We start from the raw sequence: 19,180 nt of genomic DNA, 5'->3' as shown, positions 1-19,180 counted from the left end.
TTACACATAATCATCAGGCCTGCCGTGCCCGGGAGATTACTTCTTTTTCTTGGGGGCGATGACCATCATAAGTTGGCGTCCTTCCATCTTCGGATGCTGTTCGACGGTGCCGTATTCGGCGAGGTCAGCTTCAACCCGCTTCAACAGCTCCATACCCAGCTCCTGGTGGGCCATCTCACGACCACGGAATCTCAGAGAGATCTTGGCCTTGTCCCCATCGGTAAGGAAACGTACCAGGTTGCGTAGTTTTACCTGGTAATCCCCATCCTCCGTCCCTGGACGAAACTTGATTTCTTTGATCTGGATCTGCTTCTGGTTTTTCTTGGCTTCGTTAGCCTGCTTCTTCTTTTCGAAGAGGTGCTTGCCGTAGTCCATGACCTTGCAGACAGGCGGTACCGCGTCTGCAGAGATTTCAACCAGGTCCAGCTTCGCTTCATCAGCGATACGCAGCGCTTCATCAATCGAGACGATGCCAACCTGCTCGCCGTCTGCGCCAATTAACCGAACCTCGCGGGCCGAGATATTCTCGTTGATCGGGGCCTTCGGTGCAGCACGTTTATCGTTTCTCATTTCACGCTTAATAGTCATTACTCCGATTCTTGGCGACCACGCCGGGAAACCGCATGTGTCAGAAGCTCAACGAACTGGGCGACGGGCATGGAGCCCAGGTCTGCACCTTCGCGAGTACGCACAGCGACGGTTTGCGTTTCGACTTCGCGGTCCCCTATAACCAAAAGGTACGGGACCTTGAGCAAAGTATGCTCGCGGATTTTAAAGCCGATCTTCTCATTTCTCAAGTCCGACTTGGCACGGAAACCGCTACCGTTCAGAGATTTCTCAACCTGAAGGGCGAAATCCGCCTGTTTGTCGGTGATGTTCATGATCACGGCCTGGGTGGGTGCCAGCCACGCCGGGAACACGCCGGCATAATGCTCGATGAGCATGCCGATGAAGCGCTCGAACGAGCCAAGGATGGCGCGGTGCAGCATCACTGGGCGCTTGCGCGCGTTGTCTTCGGCGATGTAGCTGGCATCCAGGCGCTCTGGCAGGTTCGGGTCGTACTGCAGGGTACCACACTGCCAGTTACGGCCCAGGCAGTCGCGCAGGGTGAATTCGATTTTCGGGCCGTAGAAGGCACCTTCACCTGGCTGGTATTCCCATTCCAGGCCGGATTCGTTCAGGGCGTCGGCCAGTGCACCTTCGGCACGGTCCCAAAGCTCTTCGGAGCCCACGCGCTTGGCGGGACGGGTGGAGAGCTTCATGGCGACGTCGGTGAAACCGAAGTCCTTGTACACGTCCAGGGTCAGCTTGATGAAGTCGGCGGCTTCTTTCTTCACCTGGTCTTCGGTGCAGAAGATGTGCGCGTCGTCCTGCACGAAGCCACGCACGCGCATGATGCCGTGCAGCGCGCCGGACGGCTCGTTCCGGTGGCAGGCACCGAACTCGGCCAGGCGCAGCGGCAGGTCGCGGTACGACTTCAGGCCCTGGTTGAACACCTGCACGTGGCACGGGCAGTTCATCGGCTTGACCGCGTAATCACGGCTTTCCGACGACGTGGTGAACATGTTCTCGGCGTAGTTGGACCAGTGGCCGGAACGCTCCCAGAGGATGCGGTCGACAACCTGCGGGGTCTTGATTTCCGAATAGCCGTTTTCGCGCTGGACCTGGCGCATGTACTGCTCGAGCACCTGGTAGACGGTCCAGCCGTTGGCGTGCCAGAACACCATGCCCGGCGCTTCTTCCTGCAGGTGGAACAGGTCCAGCTGCTTGCCGATCTTGCGGTGGTCGCGTTTTTCCGCTTCTTCGATGCGCTGGATGTAGGCAGCCAGCTGCTTCTTGTCAGCCCAGGCGGTACCGTACACACGCTGCAGCTGCTCGTTCCTGGCATCGCCACGCCAGTAGGCGCCGGACAGCTTGGTCAGCTTGAATGCCTTGAGGAAGCGGGTATTGGGCACGTGCGGGCCGCGGCACATGTCGACGTATTCTTCGTGGTAGTACAGCCCCATGGCCTGCTCGTCTGGCATGTCTTCGACCAGGCGCAGCTTGTAGTCCTCGCCACGGGCCTTGAACACGTCGATGACTTCGGCACGCGGGGTCATCTTCTTGATGACGTCGTAATCTTTTTCGATCAGCTGCTGCATGCGCTTTTCGATGGCGGCCAGGTCTTCAGGGGTGAAGGGGCGCTCGTAGGCGATGTCGTAATAGAAGCCTTCGTCGATGACCGGGCCGATGACCATCTTGGCGGTCGGGTACAGCTGTTTCACCGCGTGGCCGACCAGGTGGGCGCACGAGTGACGGATGATCTCCAGTCCCTCTTCATCTTTAGGGGTGATGATCTGCAGGGTGGCGTCGTGGGTGATCAGTTCACAGGCATCGACCAGCTTGCCGTCGACTTTGCCGGCAACGGTGGCCTTGGCCAGGCCGGCACCGATCGAAGCGGCGACGTCGGCTACGGATACCGCGTGATCAAACGCGCGTTGACTGCCATCGGGAAGAGTAATAGTGGGCATGGCGCCTCCTCTCCTAGTGGTGACCCCTACCAAAGGTCACGTGGGTTGGGATGAGCCAGTACAAGATCCGACCTGCCTTCCTTGAAGGAAGCCTGCCTCACAGTGGCAGAAGCCTTTCGGCTTGCCAGGGGGACCTGAGTGACTGGAAAGTAAAAGATAGTTGCACGCTGCACGTATGTAGCTGCAAGCCGGGCATGCTAGCACGGGGGTTGCATGGCAGCGCAGAAATATTTGGAATTTACGCGGTAGCGGTGAACTTACACGGAAAATTTCCAATCAGACTTTGGGAAGCAACCTACTCTTGATGAGACCTTAACCCAAGGAGTGTCTGGTTATGCGAGTTCCGTCTCTTCTGGCCCTGGCGGCCGCTGGCGCCCTGCTGCTGCCCATGGCAGCCAACGCTGGCAACTTCCCTGCCGGCAAGGAGGGTGCCTACATGACGCAATGCAAGCAGGTGGCGCAAAGCCAAGGTGTCGACGCCGCAGCTGCAGACAAGCATTGCTCGTGCGGCGCGCAAGCCATCAAAGAAAATTTCACCGATAAGGAGATCGAAGACCTGGACAGTAAGGACGGCGTTGACGCCAAGCTGATGCAGAAGGCACAGACCATCGTGCAAGCGGCCTGCAAGCCGAAATGAGCCATGCGCGGAGGGCTTTCCGGGCTTTATTTGCCCTGGATCAGCATCCTGCGAAGGTAAAAGACGCTACAGGCGCAGAATTAGACTATTATGGTGTCCGTGCTCCGTAGCCTCGGCCACATTGCACCACTGAAAATTAAATGTTCTGGAGATTCACCCATGTCCAATCGCCAACAAGGCACCGTCAAATGGTTCAATGATGAGAAAGGCTACGGCTTCATCACCCCAGCAGGCGGCGGCGACGACCTGTTCGTTCACTTCAAAGCCATCGAATCCGACGGCTTCAAGAGCCTGAAAGAAGGCCAGACTGTTTCCTTCGTTGCCGAAAAAGGCCAGAAGGGTATGCAGGCTGCGCAGGTTCGTCCGGAGTAATTCGGATAGCTGTAAAAAAACCCGCCCTTGTGGCGGGTTTTTTTATGGGCTTTACCAAGGCAACGCACACCTGCCTGCGCAGGGGCGGCATTGGGGTTGCATCAACCGCAGTTGACGCGGGTCACCTTGCCCTGCTCGTCCACATTCAGGTTCAGACGCTCGGAGCGGTACTCCAGGGTCACCACGTCATGCGGCTTGAGGATACGCGCCATCTGCGAACCACTGGCCTTGCGCGCCTGCTCAAGCAGGTCGGCACTGCCTTGCTTGCCAATGGCGAAATCGGCGCCGCTGGCCTCGCAGCGCCCGTCGTTGCCTGCAGGTGCAGCCGGGGCGCTGCCGCCGTCAGAGTTGCCACCAGTGCTGCAACCAGCCAGCACCGCAGCGACCAGCAAGGTTGCCAGGGAAGCACGGGTACGGAACATGAATCCTCCTAAATAGATATGGGAACTGCCTGTTCCGACAGTTCCACCCTGAATTCGTTGCAAAACCGCCCAAGTCTGCCTGAACTCACCGTGCGTGGCGAAAGGCAATCGTGACCGGATTTTGCACCACGCAGTTGGTTTGCTTGGGCAGGCTTTTTATTCTTAAGTCGAAGAGCCATTGACGCAAAGTGATGATTTACTTTAAGAAGTGTAGGCACAGTGCCTGCTGCGAACGCCAGGGTCAGGTGTTCGCCCCTCCGCTACGGGCCCAAACGAGAGCCTTTCATGAGCCACCACAGCATCGACGCCGACATCAAGGTCAAATGGGCGGAGGGCCAGAGCGCCTACAGCCCCAGCACGCCAGAAGAGCTGGTATTGATCGCCCTGGACCTGCTGGTGCGCGACCTGGGCAGTGAGGCGGCGCGCAGCTTCATCGACCAGGTGTTCGAGCGCTATGCACCGCACGCCGCTATGGCAATCGAGCCAGGCGCGCGCTGAGCAGGTCGAAAAAGCCCTGGGCATCGCCCTCGGCCACCCACATTACATTGGCCGGCTGCTTGAGCACGCCGTACCAGTCGGCCACGGTCTGGCCGAAGCTCGGGCCCTCGCGGCTGTCGACACTCATGTGGATGCGCCGCCCGCTGAACAGCTCAGGCTTGAGCAGATAAGCAATGACGCTGGCGTCATGCACCGGGCCGCCGGGCATGCCGTACAGGTCCATGTCGTGCTTGATGTACGCATTGAGGATGTCTACCACACGCTTGCTGGCCTGGTTGTTCACGGCTGCCAGCTGCTTGAGCCGGGCGTCGCTGGTGAGCAGCTTGTGGGTGACGTCCAGCGGCAGGTAGGTCAGCGGCACGCCGCTGGCCAGCACCACCTCGGCGGCGTGCGGGTCGGCGTAGAGGTTGAATTCTGCCACCGGGGTGATGTTGCCGCCGTTGAAATGGGCGCCGCCCATTACCACCACTTCCTTGATGCCTTTGGCGATGGCCGGGCGCTGGATCAGTGCCAGGGCCAGATTGGTCTGCGGGCCGAGCATGGCCACGGTGATGCTGTGGGGTTCGGCAGCGCCGAGGGTGTCGACCAGGTACTGCACGGCATTGCCTGGGGCCAGGGGCTTTTTCGGTTCATGCACCGGGACACCGGTCAGGCCCTCTTCGCCATGCACCTGGGCAGCGTAGATCGGCGTGCGCAGCAACGGGCGCCCTGCCCCGGCGTACACCGGGATGTCTTCACGGCCGGCCCACTCGCGGGCCAGGCGGGCGTTGCGCGACGTTTTGTCGAGCCGCACGTTGCCAGCGACGGTGGTGATGGCGCGAATGTTGAGCTCGTCCGGCGAAGCCATGGCCAGGAACAGCGCGACCACATCGTCGGCGCCGGGGTCGGTGTCGATGATCAGGTCGCGAGGTGCGGCCTGGAGCGTGGTGGTGGCAGCTGCGGCCATGAGGGCGAGTCCTTGTAGCAGGGGTTTGAGCATGGGGCACTCCTGTTGCCTTGTGGTGAAACGGTTGGGGCCGCTTTGCGGCCCATCGCCGCTAAGCCGGCTCCCACCTGGAATTGCGTCGGCTTTGGGCAAGTCGGTGACTTGCACAGGTAAAGCGCAGGCCTGAAGAACTGCGCGGTCGCGGTGGGAGCTAGAAGGTTACCCCGGCGATAAGGGCGATATTGCTGTAGGGCTGGCACTCGCCGGTACGCACCACGGCGCGGGCGCTGCGCGACAACCCCTTGAATTGCTCATGGCTCAGCCATTCACGCTTGCCGAGCTTGCCGCGCAGGCGCTCGATCTCGACGAGGCCGGGCGGCACGACCTTCTGCATCTCTTCGGCCAGCACATGGCGCTCCACCTGCATCTCGCTGAGCACGGCGCGCAGCACGCTGGCGAAATCGGGAATGCCCGGTGTCAAGGCCAGGTCGATCAGCTCGACCCCAGGCGGCACGGGCAACCCGGCATCGCCGATCACCAGGATGTCGCCATGGCCCAGCCCGGCAATGGTGCGTGACAGGGCAATATTGAGCAGCGCGGTCTTTTTCATGGGGCCAGCTCCGCCAGGGTCGGGATCGAGGGCTGTGCCCCGGCGCGAGTGACGGACAGCGCCGCAGCGCGCTGGCCAAGGGTGATCGCATCGTCCTCCCCCAGGCCACGCACCAGCGCGGCTGCAAAACCGCCGACAAAAGTGTCGCCCGCTGCCGTGGTGTCCAGCGCTTTGACCTGCGGCGCAGGGAAGTGCCGGCTGCCGTCACGGCTGACGAACAACGCACCCTGCGCGCCGAGGGTGACGATGACCTTGCCGGCCCCCATCTGCAGCAGGCGTTCGCCGGCACGGCGGGCGCTGGCCAGGTCGTCCACTGGCGCGCCGGTCAGTGCCTCGGCCTCGCTTTCATTGGGGATGAGGTAATCGATATGGCCTAGCCACTGGGCGGGCAACGGGCCGGTCGCCGGGGCCGGGTTAAGCATCACCGTCTTGCCCAGCTCACGCCCCCTGGCCAGGGCCCAGGCCACCGTGTCGGCAGGCACTTCGAGCTGGCAGATGATCACCTCGGCAGCCTGCAGCAGTGCGTCGAAACGCTGCACGCTTGCCGGCGTCAGTTGGCCGTTGCCGCCGGGGATGATGACGATGCAGTTCTGGCTGGCGGCATCCACGGTAATCAGCGCCACGCCACTGGAGACGCCCGGGCACGCGCTCACTGCCTGGCAGTCGATGCCTTCCACTTCCAGGGCCTGGCGCAACTGCTGGCCGTAGGCGTCATCGCCGACGTTACCGACCATCGCCACGCTCGCGCCCAGGCGTGCTGCGGCCACCGCCTGATTGGCGCCCTTGCCGCCCGGCACGGTGAAAAAGCTTTCGCCGGCCACTGTTTCGCCTGCACGTGGCAGCCGCTCGGTGCGGGCTACCAGGTCCATGTTGAGGCTACCGACCACCACTACTTTGGCACTCATGAACATTCCTTAGCGGTAATCATTGAACAGGTCCGGGCGCGGCCCGGTGGACTCACGCAGCACGATGCGCGGGGCGACGATGCGCTGCTCTGCGCCTTCGCGCCGCGGTGCGGCGATACGCGACAGCAACAGCGCCGCTGCACTTTCACCGAGCTCACGGATCGACTGGCCGACGGTGGTCAGCGGTGGGTACACATAGCGACTGAGCTCGATGTCGTCGAAGCCGATCACCGACAGCTCGCCCGGCACGCTGATATTGCGCTCGGCAGCCGCACGCAGCACGCCAAAGCCGATCATGTCGTTGCCGGCAAAAATGGCTGTGGGCCGCTGGCCATCGAGCAGTTGCGCGGCCGCCGCATGGCCACCGGGGCTGGTGAAATCGCACTGCAGGATGTGCGCACCGTGCACGGCCACCTGCGCCTCGGCCATGGCACGGTGAAAGCCGGCCAGGCGCAGTTGGCTGACGCCGGTCGCGGCCGGGCCGCCGATATAGGCGATGTCGCGGTGGCCAAGCTCCAGCAGGTGCTGGGTGGCCAGGTACGCGCCCTGCTCGTGGTCGATGCGCACTAGGTCGGCGTCGACGCCTTCCAGCGCGCGGTCGACGATGACCATCGGGGTACGCACGCAGGCCAGGCTCTGCAGCAGGTCACTGTCCTCGCCCACCGAAGCCACCACCAGGCCATCGATGCGCTTTTCCAGCAGCACGCGCAGGTAGCTGCGCTGCTTCTGTGGGTTGTCATCGGAGTTGCAAAGGATCACGCAATAGCCGTTGCGCTCGCAGGCATCTTCAATGCCGCGCGCCAGCTCGGCGAAATATGGGTTGACGCTGTTGGGCACCAGCAGCCCGATGGTGGCCGTGGTGCGCGCTTTGAGCGAGCGCGCCACGGCGCTGGGCACGTAGTCGAGCTCGACGATGGCCGCTTCGACCTTAAGCCGCACCTGTTCGCTGACCGGGCGGGTCTTGTTCAGTACATGGGACACCGTGGTGTAGGAAATACCCGCGAGTGCCGCGACGTCTTTGATGGTTGCCATGTTTTCAGTTCCGCCGGCCTGCTCGCCGGCTACGGTAGGTGTCGAGCACCACGGCGATGACGATGACCGCCCCGGTGATGATGCGTTTGGTGGGTTCTGAAGCGCCGATCTGTGCAAGGCCTGCGGCCAGCACCGAGATGATCAGCACGCCGAAGAACGTGCTGATCACCGAGCCGCGCCCGCCCATCAGGCTGGTGCCGCCGATCACGACAGCGGCGATCACCTGCAGCTCCAGGCCGGCGCCGGCATTGGGGTCGGCGGCCTCCAGGCGGGAAATCTGGAACAGCGCGGCCAGCCCGGCCAGCAGGCCCATCAGGGCGAACACCAGCACCTTGTAGGGGCGCGGGTCGATGCCGGCCAGGCGCACGGCCTCTTCGTTGGTGCCGATGCCGATCAGGTGGCGGCCGAACACGGTCCGGGTCAGCACCAGCTGGGCAAGGACGATCACCAGCAAGGCAATGATGAAGGCCGGCGAGATACCGTAGGCGATGGGGTTGGAGAACCAGGCGTAGGCATCGCCGATGTAGGCGGTGCGCGAGTCGGTGAACTGGTAGGCCAGGCCGCGGGCCATTTCCAGCACGCCGAGCGAGACGATGAACGAGGGTATGCGCCAGGCCACTGTGACCGCGCCGGTGACGCTGCCGGCCAGCGCGGCGACGGCCATGCCGAGCAAGGCGGCCGACAGCACGCTCCAACCCCAGCCGAGGATGGCCACGCTGACGGCCGATGCCGCCAGCGCCAACACCGAGCCAACAGACAGGTCGATACCGCCGATGATCAGCACGAAGGTCATGCCCACGGCCAGCACCATCAGGTCAGGGATCTGGTTGGCCAGGGTGCTGAAGGTGGCGTATGACCAGAAGTGGCTGCTGAGCAACGAGAACAGCACGATCATCGCCAGCAAGGCGCCCGCCAGGCCCAGGTAGGTGCCGAGGCCGAAGTAGGTGCCGCTGCGGCGCACGGGGGCGCCGGCCTGTGTGTCGAGAGGTGTGGTTTTCATACATCCATCCTGGGCGCTGCGTCGTGCAGCAGGGCGTCACGTTTCTGGTAGCCGGCGAAGGCAGCGGCAAGGAGCTGGTCCTGGCTCCAGTGGTCGCGCTCGAAGGTGTCGATCAGGCGGCCGGCCGACAGCACTGCGATGCGGTCGCAGATCAGCATCAGCTCGCGCAGGTCGCTGGACACCACCACCAGGGCCTTGCCCTGGCGCGCCAGCTCGGCCAGCAAGCCATAGATATCGAACTTGGCGCCCACATCGATGCCGCGGGTGGGTTCATCGAACAGCAGCACCTGGCAGTCACGCTCCAGCCAGCGGCCGATCACCACCTTTTGCTGGTTGCCGCCGGACAGCTCGCCGACCACCTGGGCGGCATTGGCGCTGCGGATGCGCATGGCGGTGATCTGGCGTTCGGCCAGGGCCTTTTCGGCGTCGCCGTCGACCACCCCGGCGCGGGACAGCGCAGCGAGGTTGCCCAAAGCGATGTTGGCGCTGATCGATTGCGTCAGCAGCAGGCCTTCGCCTTTGCGGTCTTCAGTGATCAGGGCGATACCGGCCTCGACCGCTGCCTTGGGCGAGTCGATGGTCACCGCCTTGAGTGGCTGGCCGATTTCGATGCTGCCGCTGTCGGCGCGGTCGGCGCCGAAGATCAGCCGCAGCAACTCGGTGCGGCCGGCACCTATCAGCCCGGAGATGCCGAAGATCTCCCCTGCCCTGACCTGCAGCGACACCTCTCGCACCTTGTCGCCGCGGCACAGCCGGTCGACCTTGAGCAACGGCGCGCCGATCTGGCGGCGGCCCAGGTCGATGTGTTCGCCCAGCTCGCGGCCGACCATCAGGTTGACCAGCTCGGCACTGCTGTAGCGCTGGATCGGCTCGTCGCACACGAGTTTGCCGTCGCGCAGCACCACGATGCGCTGGGCCACGCGCTGGAGCTCCTCCAGGCGGTGCGAGATGTAGACGATGGCCACGCCGCGCTGGCGCAGGCGCTCGATCTGGGTGAACAGCAGTTCCACCTCGCGGGCGGTGAGCATGGCGGTGGGTTCGTCGAAGATCAGCACATGGCAGTCGCCGATCAGGTTGCGTGCGATCTCCACCATCTGCTGGTGGCCGATGCCCAATTCGCCCACCGGGGTGTCCGGGTCGATGGCGTCCAGGCCGACCTGGGCCATGGCGGCCGTGGCCAACTGGCGCAGGCGCTTCTGGCTGATCCAGCCGAAGCGGCTGGGCAGGTTGTCGAGGAACAGGTTTTCGGCCACGGTCAGGGTCGGCAGCAGGTTGAGCTCTTGCATGACCATGCGCACGCCAAGACGCTCGGCGGCGCTGCGGCTGCCAGGTGCATAGGGCTGACCGCGGAAGGTCATGTGCCCGGTGGTGGGTGCTTCCAGCCCGCTGATGAGCTTGGACAGGGTGCTCTTGCCCGCGCCGTTCTCGCCGGTAAGGGCCAGCACCTCGCCGGCGCGCAGGGCCAGGCTGACGTCGCCCAGCACCGGTTGCGTGTAGCGCTTGCCCAGGCCGCTGGCAGCGAGCAGCACTTCATTGGCCGTTACAGGCATGGCCATGTCTCCTGGCCGTCAAGGCTTGGTGATGAGTTCGACCGGGGTCTGGATGACGTTGTCGGCGTCCACGTTCGGCTTCTGGCCTTTGAGCATCTGCAATGCCGCCTGGATGCCGTACACCGCCTGCTGGCTGGCCGCCTGATCGAGAGTGGCGAGTACGCGGCCGTCCTCGAGCATGGGCTTGATGGCGTTGATGTTGTCGTAGCCCACCACTTGCACCTTGCCGGTCTTGCCGGCCGCGCGCACGGCCGATACGGCGCCCAGGGCCATGCTGTCGTTACCGGCCAGCAGTGCTTTTAGGTCGGGATATTCATTGAGCATCGCGGCGGCGACGTTGTTGCCTTTGTCGATTTCCCAGTTGCCCGATTGCACCGAGACGATCTTCATCTGAGCTGCTTCCATGGCGTCCTTGAAGCCGGCGGTGCGCTGCTGGGCATTGGTGGTGGTCGCCACGCCTTCGATGATGCCGACCTGGTCACCGGCCTTGAGCTTCTCTTTGGCCAGGTAATCACCTACCAGGCGTGCGCCCTTGCGGTTGTCGGGGCCAACGAAGGGTACGCTGAGGTTCTTGCTCTTGAGTACGTCAGGGTCCAGGCGGTTGTCGATGTTGACCACGGTGATGCCGGCGTCCATGGCTTTCTTGATCACAGGCACCAAGGCTTTGGAGTCGGCTGGTGCGATTACCAGGGCGTTGGCGCCGGTGGCGATCATTTGCTCGACGATGCGGATCTGGTTGCTGGTGTCGGTCTCGTCCTTGATGCCATTGGCCACCAGGTCGAATTCGTTGGCGTGGTCTTTCTGGTAGGCCTTGGCGCCATCTTCCATGGTGAGGAAGAATTCGTTGGCCAGGGACTTCATCACCAGAGCGACCTTGGGTTTGTCTTCCGCATGGGCAGCGCCGAGCGGCAGGGCAAGCGACAGCGAGGAAATGACGGCGAGCGCCAGCAGACGACCGGGGAACGGCAGTTTCATGGGAGATGACTCCGAATCTTGTGGTTTTTATCGGATCGCAAACGTTTGCGTTGGCTAACTATGGAAACAGGACGAGGTTTTGTCAAATCCGTTTCGCTGGCAATGGCTGCGTTACTTATGCCGCAGATTATCTGGGATTTTTCCGATAAACCGAACAGCTTTTCCTATTTTTGTTCGGATTTCCGAACCAAGGGGTCCGCCTGCGGCGCCTTGAGGGCAATCCCGGCCCACAGCCACCGCGGCGCGCAGCGAATTAAAGCGCCCAGACAAGGATGGTACGAAAACTGCCTTGCACCCTGTGCGACACAGCACAATCTCACTTAGGAAGAGAGAACAATAATTATGAATGCTGCACTGAAGTCCTTCGCACCCAGCGCCCTGGCGCTGCTGCTGATTCTGCCCACCACCGCTTCGGCCAAAGAAGCCCAAACCCAGCAGCAGCTGGCCAACGTAGTCATCCTCGCCACCGGCGGCACCATTGCCGGCGCCGGCGCCAGCGCTGCCAACAGCGCCACGTACCAGGCGGCCAAGCTGGGCATCGACAAGTTGATCGCCGGCGTGCCGGAGCTTGCCGACATTGCCAACGTGCGCGGCGAGCAAGTGATGCAGATCGCCTCCGAAAGCATCAGCAACGACGACCTGCTCAAGCTGGGCAAACGCGTCGCCGAACTTGCCGAAAGCAAGGACGTGGACGGCATCGTCATCACCCACGGCACCGACACCCTGGAAGAGACCGCCTACTTCCTCAACCTGGTAGAAAAGACCGACAAGCCGATCGTGGTGGTGGGCTCCATGCGCCCGGGCACGGCCATGTCGGCCGATGGCATGCTCAACCTGTACAACGCCGTAGCCGTGGCCAGCGACAAGCAGTCCCGGGGCAAGGGTGTACTGGTGACCATGAACGACGAGATCCAGTCCGGCCGCGATGTGAGCAAGGCGGTCAACATCAAGACCGAAGCCTTCAAGAGCGCCTGGGGCCCGATGGGCATGGTGGTGGAAGGCAAATCGTACTGGTTCCGCCTGCCGGCCAAGCGTCACACCGTCAACTCGGAATTCGACATCAAGCAGATCAGCAGCCTGCCGCAGGTCGACATCGCCTACGGCTACGGCAACGTGACCGACACGGCCTACAAGGCATTGGCACAGAACGGCGCAAAAGCCCTGATTCATGCCGGAACCGGCAACGGGTCGGTGTCCTCGCGCGTGGTGCCGGCACTGCAGGAGCTACGCAAGGAGGGTGTGCAGATCATCCGCTCGTCCCACGTCAACCAGGGCGGTTTCGTGCTGCGCAACGCTGAGCAGCCGGATGACAAGAACGATTGGGTTGTAGCGCACGACCTTAACCCGCAGAAGGCGCGGATCCTGGCGATGGTGGCAATGACCAAGACCCAGGACAGCAAAGAGCTGCAGCGGATTTTCTGGGAATACTGATCGCGGCATGACGGGGGCCGGCGGGCTGGCTTAGCCGGCCCTTCAACCGGCTTCATTCCCCATGTATCGGCCACCCGCGGTCCTCCGCTTTTTACCTTACACGCAGTTGCGAAATACCCTACAGTGAAATACTGTATGCGCATACAGCAAAACAAGGAAAAGCCCCGTGGCCAGTACCGCCCCTGCAACGCCGAGCAGTTATGAACTGATGGGTACGCGCATCCAGAAGATCATCAACAGCCCCATCGCTCAACGTAGCCGCGCCGCCCTGATCTTCCGCCTGGAGCAGGAGTCGCCCGACGATTGGGAAACCCTGCTTGAGGAGATCGCCGAGAACGACAACGTCACCCTCGCCCACCGCGATGATGGCGGCGTGCAGATTTTCTGGACGGTGCCCAAGGACGACTGACTCGCACTGGCCTGGGCAATGCGAATCTGGGCCTAGGCCAGCGCCTGCAGGTAAGCGCTGGCCTGCTGATAACGGGCCAGCCGCCTCAGGTCGGCCGGGCCTGGGCGGGCGATGCGTGAAAGGTCGCTATTGTCGGCCAGGTCGGCCATTTTGACGGTACGCGCCAGTGGGTCGCAGCCCAGGCGCACCACGAAGTCCTCGTAGCTTTCGCCATCACGCCGGCTCAAGGCCAGCAACGCGGCCAGGATCTTGAGCGTGAAACCCTCGCGGGCCAGGTCGGAAAGCGTAAGCGGCGTGTCTTCGATCACATCGTGAAGCACAGCGACGATGCGCTGCTCGGGCGTGGACACCCGCATCATCACCCGCAACGGGTGCAGGATATACGCCGCACCGCCTTTGTCGTATTGCCCTTCATGCGCCCTGGTGGCCACCAGGATGGCCCGCTCCAGTGTAGACATGAGGCCCTCCCCGCTTCAGCCGTCTCCCAGAACAAGCATAGACCGGTCGGGTTACAGATGACAGGCGTCTGTTCCGGCGCTTTCACAGGCGGTGACAAGGGGCGGCTCGCCCCTGTACAGGCCAGGCAACTCCATGCATGGCAGCGGCTGGGCCAGTGCTCGCCGGCAAGCCGGCAGCCACCGAGGCCATGCTACGAAGGGCGCGGTACGCTGCTATCAGCGCCGCGCGCCGTGCTGGATGACAACCGAGTCCGTACCCAGCTTGGCCATGACCTCTGCCTTGCGTGCCTCGGCTTCCTCTTTGGTGGGGAACGGCCCCAGCAGCACCACCGGCTTGCCATTGCGGTATTCGACCGAGGATGGGATGCCCTTCTCGATCAGGCGGGCGGTCATGTCGCTCAATGCACCCATGTTGGCGCCCTGGATCACCTCGACATCCCAGCCTTGAGGCGCAGGCTGATCGGCAAGGGCCTCGGCGCGGCGCTGCAACTCAGCGCCCCCGCAGATTTCGCGAATACGCAGGTTGTTGCCATTGTCGTCGACGATGATGTCGTACTGGCCATCGTCACCCTTGATGGCGACGTAGCTGCGGTAAGCTTCGTACTGCCCGGCATCGTCCTTGCCACGCACCTGGCCGCAAATGGTGCCCTTGGTGTCGATCCGCACGTTGCCGAACTTGGCAGTGCTGGGGTTGTGCAGGTGCTCGGCCACCTGTTTGTGCACACCTTCAACCTCATTCTCACAGCCCACCAGGGCCAACACTGCCATTACCACTGCCAGTTTGCGCACGCGTGTATCTCCCGTTTCGAAGCGGCGAATTCTAGCATGGCGACCCCTGACCCGGACCGCGACCATACGTTACACCTTGCTACATACCGGCCATCTGCCAGAAACGCACAATGCAAAAAGGGCGATCCTTTCGGATCGCCCTTTCTGATGTTTGGTAGGCACAATTGGACTCGAACCAACGACCCCCACCATGTCAAGGTGGTGCTCTAACCAACTGAGCTATGTGCCTGTCGTGTGGTGCGCATATTAGTCACCGAATGCGTACCTGTAAAGCGTTTTTTTCAAAAAAATCAAAAACTTTCAGCAGCCTGCCGGCCTGGGTGACGCGGCCGCCTATAAAAGCGAGACACAAAAAAGGCGACCCTTTCGGATCGCCTTTTCTGATGTTTGGTAGGCACAATTGGACTCGAACCAACGACCCCCACCATGTCAAGGTGGTGCTCTAACCAACTGAGCTATGTGCCTGTCGTGTGGTGCGCATTCTACGCATTCCAAAACCGCTGTCAACACTTTTTTTTGCGCTAACCTACTGAATCTTAACCTCTTTATAGAGAAGCGCCGGCCATGGAGCAGTTAAGGATTTTCAACGGACTAGCGGGTGTTTATTATTATTGATAGCATCGGTACATTCGTTAAAAATATAAAACACGAGGTTTCTCGAGCATGGCCAATACCCCCTACCCCCAGTCCTACTACGCCGCCTCGGCCAACCCGGTGCCGCCACGTCCGCCGCTGCAGGGTGAGGTGGAAACCGATGTGTGCATCATCGGTGCAGGCTATACCGGCCTGTCCAGCGCCCTGTTCCTGCTGGAGAACGGCTTCAAGGTGAGCATCGTCGAAGCGGCGAAGGTCGGCTTCGGTGCGTCGGGCCGTAACGGCGGCCAGATCGTCAACAGCTACAGCCGTGACATTGACGTCATCGAGCGCACGGTCGGCCCCAAGCAGGCGCAACTGCTGGGCCACATGGCCTTCGAAGGCGCGCGCATCATCCGTGAACGCGTAGCCAAGTACAACATCCAGTGCGACCTGAAGGACGGTGGCGTGTTCGCTGCGCTGACGTCCAAACAGATGGGCCACCTGGAATCGCAAAAGCGCCTGTGGGAACGCTTTGGCCATAATCAGCTGGAGCTGATGGACCAGAAGCGCATCCGTGAAGTGGTCGCCTGCGACAGCTATATCGGCGGCATGCTGGACATGAGCGGCGGCCACATCCACCCGCTGAACCTGGCCTTGGGCGAAGCGGCCGCAGTGGAGTCACTGGGCGGCATCATTTATGAGCAGACCCCGGCCATCCGCATCGAGCGTGGCGCCAACCCGGTCGTGCACACCCCACAGGGCAAAGTGCGCGCCAAGTTCATCATCGTCGCCGGCAACGCTTACCTGGGCAACCTGGTGCCAGAACTGGCGGCCAAATCAATGCCTTGCGGTACTCAGGTGATCACCACCGAGCCCTTGGGCGAGGAACTGGCCCGCACCCTGCTGCCGCAGGACTACTGCGTCGAGGACTGCAACTACCTGCTCGACTACTACCGCCTGACCAGCGACAAGCGCCTGATCTTCGGCGGTGGCGTGGTCTACGGTGCACGCGACCCGGCCAACATCGAAGCGATCATCCGCCCGAAGATGCTCAAGGCCTTCCCGCAGCTCAAGAACGTCAAGATCGACTACGCCTGGACCGGCAACTTCCTGCTGACCCTGTCGCGTCTGCCACAGGTTGGCCGTATCGGCGACAACATCTATTACTCGCAGGGTTGCTCGGGCCACGGCGTCACCTACACCCACCTGGCGGGCAAGGTGCTGGCCGAGGCACTGCGTGGCCAGGCCGAGCGCTTCGACGCGTTCGCCGGCCTACCGCACTACCCGTTCCCGGGCGGCCAGATGCTGCGCGTACCGTTCAGCGCCCTGGGAGCCTGGTACTACAGCCTGCGCGACCGCCTGGGCTTCTGATGCTGTTGCCATCACTGGCCTGATCGCCGGCTTAGCGAGGATCAGGCCAGGGTTGGTGGCTTACCTTTGCAGGCTGTCCACGGCTTGCTTCGCCGCCAGTTCCTGGCCCGCGCGGGCCAGTTCATCGGCAGCCTGCAGCCAGCGCTGCCGGTCCACCTGGGCCGGCAGTTGCCGCGGCGGCTGAACCAGTATCGCCCAGCTCCCCTCTTGCGCCCACGCCGACTTGAAATCGTCGAAGGCCATCATCTGCCGCCGGTGCATCCCCGCACGCAGCAGCACCCGCTGCTTGTAACGGTCAAAGCCGATCAGCACCGCATAGCGCGGCTCGCTCCACCACGCCGAACCTTCCTGAAAACGCACCAGCACCGGGTTGCCTGCAGCCACTTGGGTCAACAGAGCGTCCAGCTGTTTGTCCAGCGGGTACACGACCCTGCCGTAATCGCGCGCCACGCGGGGGATGCCGGTGCCCAGCGACTCGGCGCCTTGGGGCAGGTTCAGCGGCTTGTCCAGCAGCCCCGGGGTGATCGGCGCGCCCTGCTGCGAGAGCAACGCCGCCAGCGCCATGGCCCCACTGTGGTTGGCGTTGCCTCGGTAGAACGGCACGCTGCTGATCTCGACCCGCTGCGCAACGCCCTTGACGGCGGCCGGGGGCGTGCCGGCACAACCTGAGAGGCTGGCGGCCAGCAGGCAGGCCACTATCAGGCGGCGCGGCTCGAAAAACCGGGACTTGAAGGAAATTTGCACCATGGACACTCGCTTGTTCTGACGCCAGGCTGCCAACGCCCGGCCTTGGCCGACGATCATAGGATGCCAGTCGACGCGGGTATAGCCCGCTGCAGGCTTGGAACCAAACGAACCAAGCAATAGACCTTCGATAGATGGAACGTCACGCGGCGAGAGCTAGACTAATGCAGTATCTGGAGGGTGAGCCGAAAGCTGACCCAAGAGAAGGAGGTAGACATGAGCCTGACCATGGCAATCCTCATGCTGGTAGGTATGTGGCTTAGCGTCGCTGCCGCCATGCTCTGGGGTGTACTACGCATCGTGCGCCGTCATGCACAGCACCACCACCTGCCACCGCAGGTTCCGGCCAAGCAGCAGCCGATCAATCGGGCGCGCCGTCACGCACAGGCGCATTGATCTTCGCAATTACCCAGGCCCATCGCCGGCAAGCCGGCTTGTATGGACTGCCCCCGCAAGCTGGATACTGGCCCAGCCTTGGGGGGCGGCCCAGGCTTTGCACTGGCTTCAACCGCAGCGTAGTACCTGTAGGAGCCGGCTTGCCGGCGATGGGCTGCGCAGCAGCCCTGATCACGCTAACTGACGGCCATTGGTCTGCAGCCCTCTTATTTGCTCGCAAGCCCCGCGGGGCCCTCAAGTCATGCCCCGCCCCTACACCACCTCTTCGAACGGCAACCCCACGTAGTTCTCGGCAATGTTCACCAGCCCCGCAGGCGAAGACAGGAAGTACTCACGGTCCGCCTCCTGCATCTTCTGCTCCCAGGCATCCTTGTGTTCACCAAAGTCATGCAGCAATTGGGTCATGAACCAACTGAAGCGCTCGCCTTTCCACACGCGGCGCAGGGCCAAGGGCGAGTACTGCTGCAGCAGGTCGGTACGCCCTTCGCGATAGACCTTGACCAGGATACGGTACAGATAATTCACGTCCGAAGCCGCCAGGTTGAGGCCCTTGGCCCCAGTGGGTGGGACGATATGGGCCGCGTCACCGACCAGGAACAGGTGCCCGTACTGCATCGGCTCGACCACTAGGCTGCGCAAGGGCGCAATGCTCTTTTCCAGCGCCGGGCCGGTGACCAGGCGCTCTGCCACGTCTTCGGGCAAGCGGGCCTTGAGTTCGGTCCAGAAACGCTCGTCGGACCAGTCCTCCACGCGTTCATCCAGCGGCACTTGCAGGTAGTAGCGGCTGCGGGTCTGTGAACGCTGACTGCACAGCGAAAAACCACGCGCGTGATGGGCGTAGATCAATTCGTGGTTCACGGGCGGCGTATCGGACAGCATCCCCAGCCAACCGAACGGATACACGCACTCATAATGCTTGAGCACACCTTCGGGAATGCTCTGGCGCGACACACCGTGGAAGCCGTCGCAGCCGGCGATGTAATCGCAGTCAAGGCGGTGGGTCTGGCCGTCCTTCTCGTAGGTAACGTAGGGCCGTTCGCCCTTGAGCTCGTGGGGCCGCACATTGCTGGCCGAATAGATGATCGGCGCACCACTGGCCTCGCGCGCCTGCATCAAGTCCCGCGTCACCTCGGTCTGGCCATAGACCATGACCGTCTTGCCTCCGGTCAGGCCCTTGAGGTCCAGCCGTTGCCGGCGGCCCCCGACAAGCAACTCGACACCCTCGTGCACCAAGCCTTCACGGTCCATGCGCTCGGCAACACCTGCCTCACGCAGCAGGTCGACAGTACCTTGCTCGAGCACGCCGGCACGGATGCGGCCAAGTACATAGTCAGGTGTCTGCCGCTCAAGAATGACTGTGTCGATCCCAGCCTTGTACAGCAGTTGACCCAGCAGTAGGCCAGACGGACCTGCACCGATGATTGCAACCTGAGTTTTCATTGTTGTTCTCTCGTGTTATTAGATTTCTACTTGCATTTTTACGGGCTGCACAGGTGGATTAGCTGTGCTATCCGATGGGAAAACTGCACTTTTTTAAAAAGCGTTCGATTAACGGACAGGTCAGTTCTTG

Annotated in this window: 21 protein-coding genes and 2 tRNA genes; 7 read left to right on the top strand and 16 right to left on the bottom strand. The window is 62.4% G+C overall.

The genetic code is table 11. The features are described from left to right. Positions 1 to 36: 36 nt before the first annotated feature. Together infC and thrS are read right to left on the bottom strand one after the other, a co-directional pair. The gene (gene infC / locus OSW16_RS10315) at positions 37 to 588 is read right to left on the bottom strand and encodes a translation initiation factor IF-3 (RefSeq protein WP_012313864.1); all 552 of its coding nucleotides are present in this window, start codon (positions 586 to 588) and stop codon (positions 37 to 39) included. Next, on the bottom strand, positions 588 to 2,510 hold the full coding sequence (gene thrS, locus OSW16_RS10310; RefSeq protein ID WP_241806482.1) for a threonine--tRNA ligase: 1,923 nt from the start codon (positions 2,508 to 2,510) through the stop codon (positions 588 to 590). Before thrS ends, infC begins: the two co-directional genes overlap by 1 nt. Positions 2,511 to 2,844: 334 nt before the next feature. On the opposite strand from thrS, the gene OSW16_RS10305 reads away from it, so the two are divergent. Both OSW16_RS10305 and OSW16_RS10300 read left to right on the top strand, forming a co-directional pair. Beyond that, complete coding sequence (locus tag OSW16_RS10305) at positions 2,845 to 3,147, top strand: hypothetical protein (RefSeq protein ID WP_267822794.1); 303 nt, start codon at positions 2,845 to 2,847, stop codon at positions 3,145 to 3,147. Between the two features lie 159 nt (positions 3,148 to 3,306). Then, a complete protein-coding gene (locus OSW16_RS10300; protein WP_012313861.1) occupies positions 3,307 to 3,519 on the top strand; it encodes a cold-shock protein in 213 nt (70 codons plus the stop codon). 101 nt (positions 3,520 to 3,620) lie between these two features. Here OSW16_RS10300 and OSW16_RS10295 read toward each other — a convergent pair whose 3' ends face one another. Next, complete coding sequence (locus OSW16_RS10295) at positions 3,621 to 3,941, bottom strand: I78 family peptidase inhibitor (RefSeq protein WP_267822791.1); 321 nt, start codon at positions 3,939 to 3,941, stop codon at positions 3,621 to 3,623. A 285-nt stretch (positions 3,942 to 4,226) separates the two neighbouring features. On the opposite strand from OSW16_RS10295, the gene OSW16_RS10290 reads away from it, so the two are divergent. Continuing rightward, positions 4,227 to 4,439, top strand: a complete 213-nt coding sequence (locus OSW16_RS10290) for a hypothetical protein (RefSeq protein ID WP_241806485.1) — start codon at positions 4,227 to 4,229, stop codon at positions 4,437 to 4,439. On the opposite strand, the gene OSW16_RS10285 is transcribed toward OSW16_RS10290, so the two are convergent. The 7 genes from OSW16_RS10285 to OSW16_RS10255 form a co-directional block, all read right to left on the bottom strand. After that, positions 4,411 to 5,418: a nucleoside hydrolase gene (locus OSW16_RS10285; RefSeq protein ID WP_267822788.1), complete on the bottom strand. Its 1,008-nt coding sequence runs from the start codon at positions 5,416 to 5,418 to the stop codon at positions 4,411 to 4,413. The genes OSW16_RS10290 and OSW16_RS10285 overlap by 29 nt on opposite strands. A gap of 157 nt (positions 5,419 to 5,575) precedes the next feature. After that, positions 5,576 to 5,974: a D-ribose pyranase gene (gene rbsD / locus OSW16_RS10280; protein WP_241806487.1), complete on the bottom strand. Its 399-nt coding sequence runs from the start codon at positions 5,972 to 5,974 to the stop codon at positions 5,576 to 5,578. Continuing rightward, the gene (rbsK, locus tag OSW16_RS10275; protein ID WP_267822784.1) at positions 5,971 to 6,879 is read right to left on the bottom strand and encodes a ribokinase; all 909 of its coding nucleotides are present in this window, start codon (positions 6,877 to 6,879) and stop codon (positions 5,971 to 5,973) included. The genes rbsD and rbsK overlap by 4 nt, the downstream gene beginning before the upstream one ends. A 9-nt stretch (positions 6,880 to 6,888) precedes the next feature. Further along, a complete protein-coding gene (locus OSW16_RS10270) occupies positions 6,889 to 7,911 on the bottom strand; it encodes a LacI family DNA-binding transcriptional regulator (RefSeq protein ID WP_267822782.1) in 1,023 nt (340 codons plus the stop codon). Between the two features lie 4 nt (positions 7,912 to 7,915). Next, positions 7,916 to 8,911 carry an ABC transporter permease gene (locus tag OSW16_RS10265; protein ID WP_267822780.1) on the bottom strand — a complete coding sequence of 332 codons (996 nt, stop codon included), beginning with the start codon at positions 8,909 to 8,911 and terminating at the stop codon, positions 7,916 to 7,918. After that, positions 8,908 to 10,461, bottom strand: a complete 1,554-nt coding sequence (locus OSW16_RS10260) for a sugar ABC transporter ATP-binding protein (protein ID WP_267822778.1) — start codon at positions 10,459 to 10,461, stop codon at positions 8,908 to 8,910. Before OSW16_RS10260 ends, OSW16_RS10265 begins: the two co-directional genes overlap by 4 nt. Positions 10,462 to 10,479: 18 nt before the next feature. Further along, on the bottom strand, positions 10,480 to 11,436 hold the full coding sequence (locus OSW16_RS10255) for a sugar ABC transporter substrate-binding protein (protein WP_267822776.1): 957 nt from the start codon (positions 11,434 to 11,436) through the stop codon (positions 10,480 to 10,482). A gap of 342 nt (positions 11,437 to 11,778) precedes the next feature. Here OSW16_RS10255 and OSW16_RS10250 point away from each other — a divergent pair, with 342 nt between their 5' ends. Together OSW16_RS10250 and OSW16_RS10245 are read left to right on the top strand one after the other, a co-directional pair. Then, positions 11,779 to 12,867, top strand: a complete 1,089-nt coding sequence (locus tag OSW16_RS10250) for an asparaginase (protein WP_241806493.1) — start codon at positions 11,779 to 11,781, stop codon at positions 12,865 to 12,867. A 166-nt stretch (positions 12,868 to 13,033) separates the two neighbouring features. Then, complete coding sequence (locus tag OSW16_RS10245) at positions 13,034 to 13,276, top strand: DUF1654 domain-containing protein (protein ID WP_241806494.1); 243 nt, start codon at positions 13,034 to 13,036, stop codon at positions 13,274 to 13,276. A gap of 32 nt (positions 13,277 to 13,308) precedes the next feature. Here the strand turns inward: OSW16_RS10245 and OSW16_RS10240 are convergent, their stop codons facing one another. From OSW16_RS10240 to OSW16_RS10225, 4 genes are all read right to left on the bottom strand, one after another. Continuing rightward, entirely contained in the window at positions 13,309 to 13,734 is a 426-nt protein-coding gene (locus OSW16_RS10240) for a GTP pyrophosphokinase (RefSeq protein ID WP_241806495.1), read from the bottom strand. A 216-nt stretch (positions 13,735 to 13,950) separates the two neighbouring features. Next, a complete protein-coding gene (locus OSW16_RS10235) occupies positions 13,951 to 14,523 on the bottom strand; it encodes an SPOR domain-containing protein (RefSeq protein WP_267822773.1) in 573 nt (190 codons plus the stop codon). A 152-nt stretch (positions 14,524 to 14,675) separates the two neighbouring features. Beyond that, positions 14,676 to 14,752, bottom strand: a tRNA-Val gene (locus OSW16_RS10230). 159 nt (positions 14,753 to 14,911) lie between these two features. After that, a tRNA-Val gene (locus tag OSW16_RS10225) sits at positions 14,912 to 14,988 on the bottom strand. 198 nt (positions 14,989 to 15,186) lie between these two features. Here OSW16_RS10225 and OSW16_RS10220 point away from each other — a divergent pair. Beyond that, positions 15,187 to 16,470: an NAD(P)/FAD-dependent oxidoreductase gene (locus tag OSW16_RS10220; RefSeq protein ID WP_267822771.1), complete on the top strand. Its 1,284-nt coding sequence runs from the start codon at positions 15,187 to 15,189 to the stop codon at positions 16,468 to 16,470. A gap of 60 nt (positions 16,471 to 16,530) precedes the next feature. Here OSW16_RS10220 and OSW16_RS10215 read toward each other — a convergent pair whose 3' ends face one another. Then, complete coding sequence (locus tag OSW16_RS10215; protein WP_267823933.1) at positions 16,531 to 17,274, bottom strand: peptidase C39 family protein; 744 nt, start codon at positions 17,272 to 17,274, stop codon at positions 16,531 to 16,533. 156 nt (positions 17,275 to 17,430) lie between these two features. On the opposite strand from OSW16_RS10215, the gene OSW16_RS10210 reads away from it, so the two are divergent. Next, the gene (locus OSW16_RS10210) at positions 17,431 to 17,610 is read left to right on the top strand and encodes a hypothetical protein (RefSeq protein WP_241806497.1); all 180 of its coding nucleotides are present in this window, start codon (positions 17,431 to 17,433) and stop codon (positions 17,608 to 17,610) included. Positions 17,611 to 17,862: 252 nt separating this feature from the next. On the opposite strand, the gene pobA is transcribed toward OSW16_RS10210, so the two are convergent. After that, positions 17,863 to 19,050: a 4-hydroxybenzoate 3-monooxygenase gene (pobA, locus tag OSW16_RS10205; RefSeq protein ID WP_267822768.1), complete on the bottom strand. Its 1,188-nt coding sequence runs from the start codon at positions 19,048 to 19,050 to the stop codon at positions 17,863 to 17,865. Positions 19,051 to 19,180 lie beyond the last annotated feature (130 nt).

Origin of the sequence: Pseudomonas putida (assembly GCF_026625125.1) — a bacterium.
GTDB lineage: Bacteria > Pseudomonadota > Gammaproteobacteria > Pseudomonadales > Pseudomonadaceae > Aquipseudomonas > Aquipseudomonas putida_X.
The sequence above is the reverse complement of the archived record's forward strand: the minus strand, read 5'-3'. Positions and strand labels throughout refer to the sequence as shown.

Coding starts and splice junctions, on each gene's coding strand:
- infC (WP_012313864.1), bottom strand. CDS start 588: ATGACTATTAAGCGTGAAATGAGAAACGATAAACGTGCTGCACCGAAG.
- thrS (WP_241806482.1), bottom strand. CDS start 2,510: ATGCCCACTATTACTCTTCCCGATGGCAGTCAACGCGCGTTTGATCAC.
- OSW16_RS10305 (WP_267822794.1), top strand. CDS start 2,845: ATGCGAGTTCCGTCTCTTCTGGCCCTGGCGGCCGCTGGCGCCCTGCTG.
- OSW16_RS10300 (WP_012313861.1), top strand. CDS start 3,307: ATGTCCAATCGCCAACAAGGCACCGTCAAATGGTTCAATGATGAGAAA.
- OSW16_RS10295 (WP_267822791.1), bottom strand. CDS start 3,941: ATGTTCCGTACCCGTGCTTCCCTGGCAACCTTGCTGGTCGCTGCGGTG.
- OSW16_RS10290 (WP_241806485.1), top strand. CDS start 4,227: ATGAGCCACCACAGCATCGACGCCGACATCAAGGTCAAATGGGCGGAG.
- OSW16_RS10285 (WP_267822788.1), bottom strand. CDS start 5,418: ATGCTCAAACCCCTGCTACAAGGACTCGCCCTCATGGCCGCAGCTGCC.
- rbsD (WP_241806487.1), bottom strand. CDS start 5,974: ATGAAAAAGACCGCGCTGCTCAATATTGCCCTGTCACGCACCATTGCC.
- rbsK (WP_267822784.1), bottom strand. CDS start 6,879: ATGAGTGCCAAAGTAGTGGTGGTCGGTAGCCTCAACATGGACCTGGTA.
- OSW16_RS10270 (WP_267822782.1), bottom strand. CDS start 7,911: ATGGCAACCATCAAAGACGTCGCGGCACTCGCGGGTATTTCCTACACC.
- OSW16_RS10265 (WP_267822780.1), bottom strand. CDS start 8,911: ATGAAAACCACACCTCTCGACACACAGGCCGGCGCCCCCGTGCGCCGC.
- OSW16_RS10260 (WP_267822778.1), bottom strand. CDS start 10,461: ATGCCTGTAACGGCCAATGAAGTGCTGCTCGCTGCCAGCGGCCTGGGC.
- OSW16_RS10255 (WP_267822776.1), bottom strand. CDS start 11,436: ATGAAACTGCCGTTCCCCGGTCGTCTGCTGGCGCTCGCCGTCATTTCC.
- OSW16_RS10250 (WP_241806493.1), top strand. CDS start 11,779: ATGAATGCTGCACTGAAGTCCTTCGCACCCAGCGCCCTGGCGCTGCTG.
- OSW16_RS10240 (WP_241806495.1), bottom strand. CDS start 13,734: ATGTCTACACTGGAGCGGGCCATCCTGGTGGCCACCAGGGCGCATGAA.
- OSW16_RS10220 (WP_267822771.1), top strand. CDS start 15,187: ATGGCCAATACCCCCTACCCCCAGTCCTACTACGCCGCCTCGGCCAAC.
- OSW16_RS10215 (WP_267823933.1), bottom strand. CDS start 17,274: ATGATCGTCGGCCAAGGCCGGGCGTTGGCAGCCTGGCGTCAGAACAAG.
- OSW16_RS10210 (WP_241806497.1), top strand. CDS start 17,431: ATGAGCCTGACCATGGCAATCCTCATGCTGGTAGGTATGTGGCTTAGC.
- pobA (WP_267822768.1), bottom strand. CDS start 19,050: ATGAAAACTCAGGTTGCAATCATCGGTGCAGGTCCGTCTGGCCTACTG.